Source organism: Haemophilus sp. CCUG 66565, from assembly GCF_001679495.1.
Taxonomy (GTDB): Bacteria; Pseudomonadota; Gammaproteobacteria; order Enterobacterales; family Pasteurellaceae; genus Haemophilus; species Haemophilus haemolyticus_K.
In genome coordinates this window covers 57,406-68,434 of the sequence record NZ_LZOX01000018.1, presented here as the reverse complement: position 1 = coordinate 68,434, position 11,029 = coordinate 57,406, and the positions used below count along the sequence as shown (strand labels likewise).

Sequence of the window (11,029 nt, the reverse complement as noted above, 5' to 3'; positions counted from 1 at the left end):
CAAATTAAATAGAAAGTATCTTTACTAAACTTTACAAAGATTGACATTAAATTTTTAATCTATTTAACCTCATTTTTCCTGAAATATAGATAAAATACCTCAATGATGAAAGTGGGATACAATCTACTCCGACCACATCACTATTTAATAAGGAAAAAATATGCTATCAAAAGAACGTTTATCCCAACTTGCCAAAATGGAAAGTATTTTAGATGAAGCAAATAGTTTTCTTACCGAGGCAGAACAGTTTTTGGAAAAATGGCAGGCGTTTTTACCTAAAATGAAACGCCTAGAACATTATTACTTCGAAGGGGATTGGCGAGAAGATTTCGAGGCTTACGAAAATGGCGAAGTACCCAAAGACCAACCTTGTGGCATACTTTCCGAAGACTTGGTTTTTAACGCCAGTGTTGCGCAACAGGGCTTGGCGATTGAGTATTTGAAAGTGGTGACTAAAATTCTTGATCAAGCGAATGGAAAGTAATTGGCAATACAGTTTGCTTGAATTCATAAACAAAGTGCGGTGAAAATTCACCGCACTTTTGTTGTTATTCTAATTAACTAAAAATTAATTTTTCGCTGCTGCCGCTGCTTTTACAATTGCTGCAAATGCTGGGGCTTTTAATGATGCGCCACCTACTAATGCGCCATCGATGTCTGGCTGAGTAAATAATTCAGCTGCATTTGCATCATTTACAGAACCGCCGTATTGGATAATTACTTGATCTGCCACGGCTTGAGATTTGGCAGCGATGTGGCTGCGGATAAATGCATGAACTGCTTGTGCTTGCGCTGGAGTCGCAGATTTACCCGTACCAATCGCCCAGATTGGTTCGTATGCGATCACTGCACCGTTGAATGCTTCTACGCCCAATGCGTTGATCACCGCATCAATTTGACGCGCACATACTTCTTCAGTTTTGCCCGCTTCGTTTTCAGCTTCAGTTTCACCGATACATAATACTGGTACTAAGCCTGCTTCTTTTAATGCACCAAATTTTTTTGCTACGAATTCGTCGCTTTCTTTGTGGTAAGTACGACGCTCAGAGTGGCCAATAATGATATATTTGGCACCAAAATCTTTTAACATTTCGCTAGAAATATCACCAGTAAATGCACCTTTCACATTGATATCTACGTTTTGTGCACCTAATTGAACCACACTTTTACCGCCGCAGCTGCAACCACAACCAGAAAGTGCTGCTTCAGCCGTACCTAAATACATAACGGGGGGAGCAATTGCTACATCACAACCTGTTACATCATGTAATTCTGCTTTTAATCCTTCGATTAATTCTTTGGTGAACGCTTTGGAACCGTTTAATTTCCAGTTACCCATAACTAAAGGACGACGTGCCATTTTTGTTTCTCCATAGTTGATAAAATTAACTTGCTTACTATACCAAAATTTCGCCACGATTCTTTGCAGAAGATCATAAAATTAAAAAAATTCTCATAGAAAGATGATTATCTTGTGCTAAAAAGCTACAATTACCTGTATGGAACCAATAAAAAATAACCAATTATGAAACTTTTCAAAGCTGAACAATGGAATATTGACATGCTTCTTCCTCTTTTTGAAGCCTATCGCCAAGCCTATGGACAAGCAGAGAATCCAGAACGCACCTTGGCTTTTTTAACTAATCGCATGCGTTTTAATGAAAGTCTGTTTTTTATTGCGGTGGATGAAAATGAAAAGGCTATTGGCTTTGTGCAGCTTTTCCCTCGCCTTTCTTCTTTACAATTACAACGCTATTGGCAAATCACCGATATTTTTGTGTTAGAACATGCTCAACAAACGGAAATTTATGCGGCGTTGATTTCTAAAGCAAAAGACTTTGTGCATTTCACGCAATCAAATCGTTTAGTCGCCGAATTAGCGCAAAATCAATATTCAATGTTGGAATCGGAAGGGTTTAAATTAAACCCGAAAGAACGTTTATTTGAATTGAGTCTGTAATGTTAACAGCGTTAAATCGTTATTGGGATTATTTGCGGATTGAACGCCAAATGAGCCCTCACACGCTCACTAATTATCAACATCAACTTGATGCCATCATCAAAATATTAACGCAACAAGATATTCATGCTTGGGCACAAGTGACACCCAGCGTGGTGCGCTTTATTTTGGCGGAAAGCAAAAAACAAGGCTTAAAAGAAAAAAGCTTGGCTTTGCGTTTATCCGCATTGCGTCGATTTCTCAGTTTTTTGGTGCAACAAGGCGAATTGAAAGTAAATCCCGCCACAGGCATTTCTGCACCGAAACAAGGCAAGCATTTACCGAAAAATATGGATGGCGAGCAAGTTCAACAATTGCTTGCCAACGATAGCAAAGAGCCGATTGATATTCGTGATCGTGCTATTTTGGAATTAATGTATAGTTCGGGTTTACGTTTATCTGAATTACAAGGATTAGATTTAAACAGCATTAATACTCGTGTGCGGGAAGTGCGTGTTATCGGGAAAGGCAACAAAGAGCGTGTAGTGCCGTTTGGGCGTTATGCATCACATGCCATTCAAGAATGGTTAAAAGTGCGAGCATTATTTAACCCAAAAGATGAAGCGCTATTTGTTAGCCAGCTTGGAAATCGTATTTCTCATCGAGCCATTCAAAAACGTTTGGAAACTTGGGGAATTCGTCAAGGCTTAAATAGCCATCTTAATCCGCACAAATTACGTCATTCTTTTGCAACGCATATGTTGGAAGCCAGTTCTGATTTACGTGCCGTACAAGAATTGCTTGGGCATAGTAATCTTTCCACCACACAAATTTATACTCACTTAAACTTTCAACACCTGGCAGAAGTGTACGATCAGGCTCATCCAAGAGCGAAACGTAAAAAATAAACGCTCAATAAACCTTTTATAATAAAAAGAGGTAAGCCATGATTCTGGCTAGAAGGGAATGGGGAACAAATGAGAAAAAACTTTACCTGCTTAATACACTGTGGCAAATTTAGTTTAATTCAGAGTGCTAATTGCGGGTAAAACTTCTGCGTTATCGCCACAAAATCCAGCATAGTAATAGACCGCACTTTACTTTCTCTAGGTAAAAGTGCAGTAAGATTTCTTGCCAGAATATCTTGCTCTAACAACAGACATTCAGCTGGGCATTGTTCAAAACAATGCGGATATTTAATTGCGAGCAAGACGCCATCTTGCCATAACACTACCGCATCATTCTCAGTAATATTCGCAAAATACCCCTCAAGTTCTCTTTGCGCATAATCTGCTTGTGAAAAAGTATAAAGCATGATTTTCCTTAAAAAGTCAGCAATTTTTCAGCTTGATTCAGTCTGGACATAAAAGAAGCACGATCCATTTTTTCAGCTGAAATAATACATTGCTCTGACGAAATACCGAATTTTTCCAAACTTTCTGAACAAATGAAACGTTGTGTTATTTCATATAAATCTAACAATTTAAAGGTGCGAATAAAATCTTTTTGGAGAATATGTTCTGGTTGTTGATAAGAAACAAGATTCAGCACGCCGTCATCTATAAAGAATACGCCAATATCCTCTTCATCACAAAAAGCCGTTGCGGCAAGTAATGCATCTAATCCCTCACGGGAAAGTGCGGTGCCATGGGGAGCGGTTTTAAACAAAAAAGCAATTTTCATAATGTGATGACTCGCTCAGCCTTTAATGTTGCCGATATAAATTCACCTAGCCCCGCAATCGTGAAGCCCTCAGCAAGATTGATGTTTTCTGGGTTTTCTGCCATTAAAGTATCCACGATACCACGACGTTGTGAAGCGGCAACACAAAGGTGCAATGGGATTTGATGCATCATAGCAAGATCTTGCCAACACTTTTGCAAATTGACTTCATCACTAGCAGGATAAACTAATGCGTTTCCATTCGTCACACCATCTTGGAAAAAGAAAATTTGGGCGATCTCATGTTTTTTTTCAATCAATGCTTTGGCAAATTGGTAAGCTAAAAAAGCCCCTTGCTGACCATAAATAGGGCTTTTAACTGCAAGTACATAGCGCATTATTCTTGCTCGTGTTTTATTTGACGAATATACAGATAGACCGTATGGCGGGAAATATCCAAACGCTCTGCCACTAAATTGATTGCATCTTTAATGTCAAAAATGCCTTTTTCATACAGAGATAAGACAATTTGGCGGTTTTTAGTGTTATTGGCCACCATACGATCAGTATTTACTTCCTCTATGGTTTTCTCAATAGTTTGATTGACTAAATCCTCAACAGAGCTTGCAAAATTGACAGCCGATGTTTCTTCTGTTTTTTCTGTTGGCATAAAAGCCTGTACAAATTGTGAAATTGGTACATCTAAATTAATATTAATACAAAGTAAACCAATAATACGTTGGGCTTTATTACGAATCGCAATCGTGACAGATTTCATCAACACACTGCCTTTAGTGCGAGTAAAATAAGGCTTAGAAACACTTTCACTTTGCATATTACGGAGTGAACGTAATGCCAAATCAGTAATTGGTGAGCCCACTTGACGATTCGTGTTATGGCCATTTGCAATACAAATAGCAGAATGCTCAATATCTTCTAAAGAATGTAAAACGATTTCACAGTGTTCGCCAATCAGCGCGCTAACGCCATCAACAACCGCTATATAAGAATTAATAATAGTGCGATCTTCATCCGTGAAAGGTTGTTTATCGTTTAATGTCATGGTTCGAGGTTAAAAGTGCGGTCAAAATTCACTGAGTTTTATAACAAGTGGCACGCATTAAAAAAACACGTGCCATGACTAGAAGTATTATTTTTCTGATTTAGGATTTACATCTAAAACTTCTACATCAAAAATGAGGGTTGAATTAGGTGGAATAGAAGCACCGGCACCCTGTTTACCATAACCTAACTCTGGTGGAATCACTAACTGAATTTTTCCACCTTTTTTCACCAATTGAAGGCCTTCTGTCCATCCAGGAATAACTTGATTTAATTGGAATTCAACCGGTTGACCACGCTCCACAGAACTATCAAATACTTTGCCATTTGGTAATTTACCAGTGTAATGCACTTTTACAGTATCGGTAGCCTTAATTGCCTCACCTTTACCTGCATTTTCAATTTTGTAAAGTAAACCTGATTTAGTCGTTTTAACATCTTTGCCTTTAGCAAAATCAGCGCGATATTTATCCCCCTCATCCTGAGCACTTTTCGCAATGGCTTCCGCTTTTGCTTTCGATGCAGATACTAATTTCGCTTCAATAGCTTCTAAAGTTTTTTGTACATTTTCATCTTTACGCACATCAACTTTACCCTCTAAAGCATCTTTTAAACCATCTAAGATACGAGCATTATCATAAGTAATCACTTCTTTGTGCGCATCGACCAAATCTTTCATTTGCCCACCCATTAATGCGCCCACGGCATAAGAAGCAGCTTTTTCATCAAGCGCTTTTTCTTCCGCAAAAACTTGGCCAGAAATCACCGCACTTACCATTAATGCTGCGATAGATAATTTTTGAATTTTTAACATATGCGTTAATCCTTTATAATAAATGAAATAATTCTGAGGCTAGATTAAATCGCTTTTAACCTATTCTCAACTTTTTTTTAAAATTTAGAGAAATTTTATGCACATTGAACAAATATTAGAAAATCGTATTGCTGAACTTGAAACCAAAATCGCGTTTCAAGAGCAACTATTAGACGAACTGAATCATGCATTAGTTCAACAACAATTTGCGCTTGATAAAATGCAAGTTCAGCTACGCTATGTGGCAAGTAAATTAAAAGATTTTCATCCATCAAACATTGCAAGCCAAGCGGAAGAAACGCCACCACCGCATTATTAATTTCTGCAATAAATTCGTATAAATAAAAAGGACGCATTATGCGCCCTTTAAATTACATTCCCAAATAATAATCAGCTAAATACTTGCCTGCTTATGAAAAGTATTTTTCCAAATCGTCGCTACCGCCAATATGCTTACCACCGATAAACACTTGTGGAACAGTAGTACGACCAGAAACCGCACGTACACTCACGATAGTAGCATCATGGCCTAATACAATTTCTTCAAAACTTAATCCTTTATCATGTAAAAGTTGTTTTGCTTTTGTGCAATACGGACAACCTGGTTTAGTGAAGATTGAAATAGATTCTTGAATTTGATGCTGTGGCGCAAGATATTTTAACATTGTATCTGCATCAGAAACTTTGAACGGATCACCCGGTTCATTTGGTTCAACAAACATTTTTTCTACTACGCCATTTTTCACTAACATAGAATAGCGCCAAGAACGTTTACCAAAACCTAAATCTTCTTTACCAACAAGCATTCCCATGCCCTCTGTAAACTCACCATTACCATCTGGAATGAAAGTGATGTTTTCAGATTTTTCGTCTTCCTTCCATGCATTCATCACGAAAGTATCATTGACTGAAACCACAACAATATCATCCACACCATATTTTTTGAATACAGGGGCTAATTCGTTATAACGAGGTAAGTGAGAAGATGAACAAGTCGGCGTGAATGCGCCTGGTAATGAGAACACGATCACTGTTTTGTTATCAAATAATTCAGAGGTAGTTACATCAACCCATTTATCACCCTGACGAGTGCGGAATGTTACTTGAGGGACTTTTTTACCTTCCATATTAGACATCATCATTATTCTCCTATTGGTTGTTGATTTAATTTGAATGCGCTGGATTATAGGGAAATTTATGGTATAGTTACAATCAATTAATTCTATTTTTTTAATTGAAATTTTCTATAGGAAGAATCAAATGAATATCCGAGATTTAGAATACCTTGTAGCCTTATCAGAATATAAACATTTCCGCCGTGCTGCCGATTCTTGCAATGTCAGCCAACCCACTTTAAGTGGTCAAATTCGCAAGCTCGAAGATGAACTTGGCATTATTTTATTAGAACGAACCAGCCGTAAAGTATTATTCACACAATCAGGTATGTTACTTGTAGAACAAGCGCGTACCGTGTTGCGTGAAGTAAAATTATTGAAAGAAATGGCAAGTAATCAAGGTAAGGACATGACAGGCCCGTTACATATCGGTTTAATCCCAACTGTTGGCCCTTACTTATTACCTTATATTGTTCCAACGCTAAAAGCTGCCTTTCCGGATCTAGAAGTCTTTCTCTACGAAGCACAAACACATCAATTGCTAGAACAACTTGAAACTGGTCGTTTAGATTGTGCAATTGTAGCTACCGTGCCCGAAACAGAAGCCTTTATTGAAGTGCCTATTTTTAATGAAAAAATGTTACTGGCCGTATCAGATGAACATCCTTGGGCAAAAGAAAAGAAAATGTCTATGAATCAACTGAAAGGTCAAGAAATGCTAATGTTAGACGATGGTCATTGCTTACGTAATCAGGCTTTAGATTATTGCTTCACGGCAGGCGCGAAAGAAAATGCCCACTTCCAAGCCACAAGCCTAGAAACTTTGCGCAATATGGTCTCTGCAAATGCAGGTATCACGTTTATGCCTGAACTTGCTGTATTAAATGAAGGTGCTCGTAAAGGTGTAAAATATATTCCTTGTCACTCACCTGAACCATCACGCACTATTGCTTTGGTTTATCGACCTGGTTCACCTTTACGTAACCGTTACGAACGCGTAGCCGGTGCAATCAGCAGTGAAGTAAAATTAATTTTAGCCGGAGAAAAATAATGGCCGGGGTCCGTGCAATTCAAAAAGAGAAAACACGTCGAGCCTTAGTAAATGCCGCGTTTAATCAGCTCAGTGCGGAAAAAAGCTTTTCCAACTTAAGTTTACGCGAAGTCGCTCGTGAAGCGGGTATTGCGCCAACTTCGTTTTATCGTCATTTTAGCGACATGGATGAATTAGGCTTAGAAATGGTAGATGAAGCTGGTTTAATTTTGCGTCAATTAATGCGACAAGCACGTAAACGTATCGATGCTGGTGGTAGTGTAATTTCTGTTTCTGTTGATACGTTTTTTGAATTTATTACCAATAGCACAAATGTTTTCCGCTTATTATTACGTGAAAGCTCGGGTACCTCCCAAGCATTTCGAACTGCGGCCGCACGAGAAATCAAACATTTTGTCGATGAACTCGCAGAGTATATTTCATCTAAGCATCAGTATTCTCAATATATTGCATATGTTCAAGCTGAAGGCATTGTGACTATTGTCTTCACCGCTGGAGCAAATGCTTTAGATATGAATAAAGCTGAAAGAGAACAACTCAAAACACGCGTAATTTTACAATTAAGAATGTTAGCAAAAGGTGCAGATTTCGCGGCTCAAAAAGAAAAAGGAAAACACACATAAACTTAACCGCACTTTTTGGCTTACAACTAAATCCGCAAAACTGGATTAGTTATCCTATTATTCATTTATAACATAACAAATGGCCACATTTTGCTTTATGAAATGTGGCCATTCTTCTCTATATTTTAACTTACCATTTTCTTTAACTGATACAAATATGCCAATGCTTGTTTAGGGCTTAAATCATCGGGATCCAGTTTTTCGATTGCCTCTCTTAGTGTATCCGTTTCTTGTTCAAACAATAATTCACCTTGCGTGTGATTGACTTCACGCAATGCCTGAATTTGTTGATCGGCTGAATGACCTGAGGTTTTTTCTAATTTTGTCAATTTCTGTTTTGCTAGTTTAATAACGGATTGTGGCACACCAGCCAAAGCAGCCACCGCCAAACCATAACTTTTACTTGCAGCACCATCTTGTACAGCGTGCATAAAGGCGATGGTGTTGTTATGCTCAAGGGCATCTAAATGAATGTTGGCGATGCCTTCTAGTTGTTCTGGCAACGCGGTTAATTCAAAATAATGGGTGGCAAATAATGTAAGTGAGCGGATTTTTTTGGCTAACCATTCTGCACAAGCCCAAGCTAAGGATAGGCCATCATAAGTAGATGTGCCTCGACCGATTTCATCAATAAGAACAAGGCTTTGCGAAGTAGCTTGATGAAGAATATTTGCCATTTCAGTCATTTCCACCATAAAGGTTGAACGCCCTGAGGCTAAATCATCAGACGCACCAATTCGAGTAAAAATACGATCAATCGGCCCAATTCGTGCGCTGTCTACCGGCACAAAGCTGCCGATATATGCCAGCAATGTAATTAATGCAGTTTGGCGCATATAAGTACTTTTACCACCCATATTTGGCCCAGTGATAATTAACAAATGACGATGGTGATTTAATTCCACTGGGTTGGCGATAAAAGGATCTTTTAATACTTGTTCCACGACAGGATGGCGACCATTTTCAATTTTCACACTCACTTCATCACAGAATGTTGGCATAACGTAATTGAGGGTGTCTGCGCGCTCGGCAAGATTGACCAATACATCCAATTCAGAAAGTGCAAGGCTCGCCAGTTGTAATGAACCTAAGTGCGGTAATAATAAATCAAATAATTCATCATACAGCTGCTTTTCTAATGCTAACGCTGCGCCTTTCGATTTCAGCACTTTGTCTTCATATTCTTTGAGTTCAGGAATAATGTAACGCTCTGCATTTTTCAGGGTTTGGCGGCGCACATAATGAATGGGTGCTTTATGCGCTTGGCCTTGGCTAATTTGAATGTAATAACCATGCACTGCATTAAAACCGATTTTTAGCGTATCAATACCCGTGCTTTCACGCTCACGTTTTTCTAGGTTTTCCAAATATTGGGTTGCGCCATCAGACAGCATACGCCATTCGTCTAACTCCGCATTGTATCCTTTAGCAATCACGCCACCATCCCGAATTAAAAGCGGAGGCGTTTCAATCAATGCACGTTGCAATAAATCGCACTGCTCGGTGAAATCGGCAATTTGACCGAAAAGAGCGGTTAAAAATGGCGGTGTTTTTTGTTGCACAATCGCGCGTAATTCTGGAATTTGTTCTAACGCCGTGCGCAAGCGGGTGAGATCGCGTGGACGCGCTGAACGTAGCGCCACACGCGCTAAAATACGCTCCATATCGCCAACTAATTGCAAATAAGGCTGAAGTTCATCGACCAAATCAAAATTCAGAATTTCCGCAATCGCTTGTTGGCGTTGTTTTAATTTTTCCACATTACGAATAGGCTGGTGAATCCAACGTTTCAACAAGCGGCTGCCCATTGGCGTGACACATTTATCCAATACAGACGCTAGCGTATTTTCTGTACCACCCGCAAGATTTTGCGTTAATTCAAGATTTCTGCGCGTAGCGGCATCTAACTGAATACAGTCTTGATTTTGAATTAAGCTAATGCTTTGAATATGTGGCAATGCAGTACGTTGCGTTTCTTTTGCATATTGTAATAAACAACCTGCCGCACTTAAGCCTAGAGGGGATTTTTCCACACCAAAAGCGCGTAAATCTTTTGTGCCAAATTGGCGATTCAGTAACGTAATGGCGGTGCTAAGTTCAAATTCCCAAATAGGGCGACGGCGTAATCCCTTGCAATGTTCAATCGCAGCCATTTCATTAAATTCTTCACAATACAGCAATTCAACTGGTGCAATACGTTGCAATTCCGCACGCAATGTTTCTTTATCTACAGGTTCACAAAGCTGAAAACGACCAGAGGTCATATCCAAAGTGGCTAATCCAAATTTTTCTTTTTCTTGATATACCGCCGCAATCAGATTGTCTTGGCGCTCGGGCAAAAGTGCTTCATCACTCACCGTACCGGGTGTAACAATTCGCACAATTTGGCGCTCCACAGGCCCTTTGCTTGTAGCAGGATCGCCAATCTGTTCACAAATCGCCACAGGCTCACCCAACTGAACCAATTTTGCTAAATAACCTTCCACTGCATGATAAGGCACCCCCGCCATTGGAATGGGTTGCCCTGCAGATTGACCTCGTTTCGTCAAAGAAATATCCAACAATGCCGCCGCTTTTTTCGCATCATCATAAAACAACTCGTAAAAATCCCCCATGCGATAAAACAACAAAATATCTGGATTCTCTGCTTTGAGTTTTAGATATTGTTGCATCATTGGCGTATGTTGTTGAAATGTTTCTCCGGAAAACATGGGGCTACCTACTTGTAAGATGAGATATTTAAGTGAATCTATGAGGATTTAT

At 39.2% G+C, this 11,029-nt stretch carries 14 protein-coding genes; 6 read left to right on the top strand and 8 right to left on the bottom strand.

The window, feature by feature from the left end; translation table 11 throughout:
* The first annotated feature begins 160 nt into the window (after window positions 1–160).
* Window positions 161–484: a DUF4298 domain-containing protein gene (locus tag A9501_RS09355; protein ID WP_065265686.1), complete on the top strand. Its 324-nt coding sequence runs from the start codon at window positions 161–163 to the stop codon at window positions 482–484.
* Window positions 485–568: 84 nt separating this feature from the next.
* Here the strand turns inward: A9501_RS09355 and tpiA are convergent, their stop codons facing one another.
* Window positions 569–1,360, bottom strand: a complete 792-nt coding sequence (tpiA, locus tag A9501_RS09350) for a triose-phosphate isomerase (RefSeq protein ID WP_065265685.1) — start codon at window positions 1,358–1,360, stop codon at window positions 569–571.
* Between the two features lie 165 nt (window positions 1,361–1,525).
* Here tpiA and A9501_RS09345 point away from each other — a divergent pair, with 165 nt between their 5' ends.
* Window positions 1,526–1,960, top strand: coding sequence for a GNAT family N-acetyltransferase (locus tag A9501_RS09345; RefSeq protein ID WP_065265684.1), 435 nt, complete (start codon window positions 1,526–1,528; stop codon window positions 1,958–1,960).
* Complete coding sequence (gene xerC / locus A9501_RS09340; RefSeq protein ID WP_065265683.1) at window positions 1,960–2,847, top strand: tyrosine recombinase XerC; 888 nt, start codon at window positions 1,960–1,962, stop codon at window positions 2,845–2,847. The genes A9501_RS09345 and xerC overlap by 1 nt, the downstream gene beginning before the upstream one ends.
* 119 nt (window positions 2,848–2,966) lie before the next feature.
* On the opposite strand, the gene A9501_RS09335 is transcribed toward xerC, so the two are convergent.
* The 5 genes from A9501_RS09335 to fkpA form a co-directional block, all read right to left on the bottom strand.
* Window positions 2,967–3,254, bottom strand: a complete 288-nt coding sequence (locus tag A9501_RS09335; protein WP_065265682.1) for a DsrH/TusB family sulfur relay protein — start codon at window positions 3,252–3,254, stop codon at window positions 2,967–2,969.
* An 8-nt stretch (window positions 3,255–3,262) separates the two neighbouring features.
* Window positions 3,263–3,622: a sulfurtransferase complex subunit TusC gene (gene tusC, locus A9501_RS09330; protein ID WP_065265681.1), complete on the bottom strand. Its 360-nt coding sequence runs from the start codon at window positions 3,620–3,622 to the stop codon at window positions 3,263–3,265.
* Window positions 3,619–3,999 carry a sulfurtransferase complex subunit TusD gene (gene tusD, locus A9501_RS09325; RefSeq protein ID WP_065265680.1) on the bottom strand — a complete coding sequence of 127 codons (381 nt, stop codon included), beginning with the start codon at window positions 3,997–3,999 and terminating at the stop codon, window positions 3,619–3,621. The genes tusC and tusD overlap by 4 nt, the downstream gene beginning before the upstream one ends.
* Window positions 3,999–4,664: a helix-turn-helix transcriptional regulator gene (locus A9501_RS09320; RefSeq protein ID WP_065265679.1), complete on the bottom strand. Its 666-nt coding sequence runs from the start codon at window positions 4,662–4,664 to the stop codon at window positions 3,999–4,001. Before A9501_RS09320 ends, tusD begins: the two co-directional genes overlap by 1 nt.
* Window positions 4,665–4,751: 87 nt before the next feature.
* Window positions 4,752–5,477, bottom strand: a complete 726-nt coding sequence (gene fkpA / locus A9501_RS09315) for an FKBP-type peptidyl-prolyl cis-trans isomerase (protein ID WP_065265678.1) — start codon at window positions 5,475–5,477, stop codon at window positions 4,752–4,754.
* Between the two features lie 97 nt (window positions 5,478–5,574).
* Here fkpA and A9501_RS09310 point away from each other — a divergent pair, with 97 nt between their 5' ends.
* Window positions 5,575–5,796 (top strand): SlyX family protein, encoded by a 222-nt coding sequence (locus A9501_RS09310; RefSeq protein WP_065265677.1) that lies wholly within the window; start codon window positions 5,575–5,577, stop codon window positions 5,794–5,796.
* A 91-nt stretch (window positions 5,797–5,887) separates the two neighbouring features.
* Here A9501_RS09310 and pgdx read toward each other — a convergent pair whose 3' ends face one another.
* Window positions 5,888–6,613, bottom strand: coding sequence for a hybrid peroxiredoxin PGdx (pgdx, locus tag A9501_RS09305; RefSeq protein ID WP_048953383.1), 726 nt, complete (start codon window positions 6,611–6,613; stop codon window positions 5,888–5,890).
* Window positions 6,614–6,737: 124 nt separating this feature from the next.
* Between pgdx and oxyR the strand changes: the two genes are divergently transcribed.
* Together oxyR and fabR are read left to right on the top strand one after the other, a co-directional pair.
* On the top strand, window positions 6,738–7,643 hold the full coding sequence (oxyR, locus tag A9501_RS09300) for a DNA-binding transcriptional regulator OxyR (protein ID WP_065265675.1): 906 nt from the start codon (window positions 6,738–6,740) through the stop codon (window positions 7,641–7,643).
* A complete protein-coding gene (gene fabR / locus A9501_RS09295; protein WP_065265674.1) occupies window positions 7,643–8,266 on the top strand; it encodes an HTH-type transcriptional repressor FabR in 624 nt (207 codons plus the stop codon). The genes oxyR and fabR overlap by 1 nt, the downstream gene beginning before the upstream one ends.
* 125 nt (window positions 8,267–8,391) lie before the next feature.
* Here the strand turns inward: fabR and mutS are convergent, their stop codons facing one another.
* Window positions 8,392–10,977, bottom strand: coding sequence for a DNA mismatch repair protein MutS (mutS, locus tag A9501_RS09290; protein ID WP_065265673.1), 2,586 nt, complete (start codon window positions 10,975–10,977; stop codon window positions 8,392–8,394).
* Window positions 10,978–11,029 lie beyond the last annotated feature (52 nt).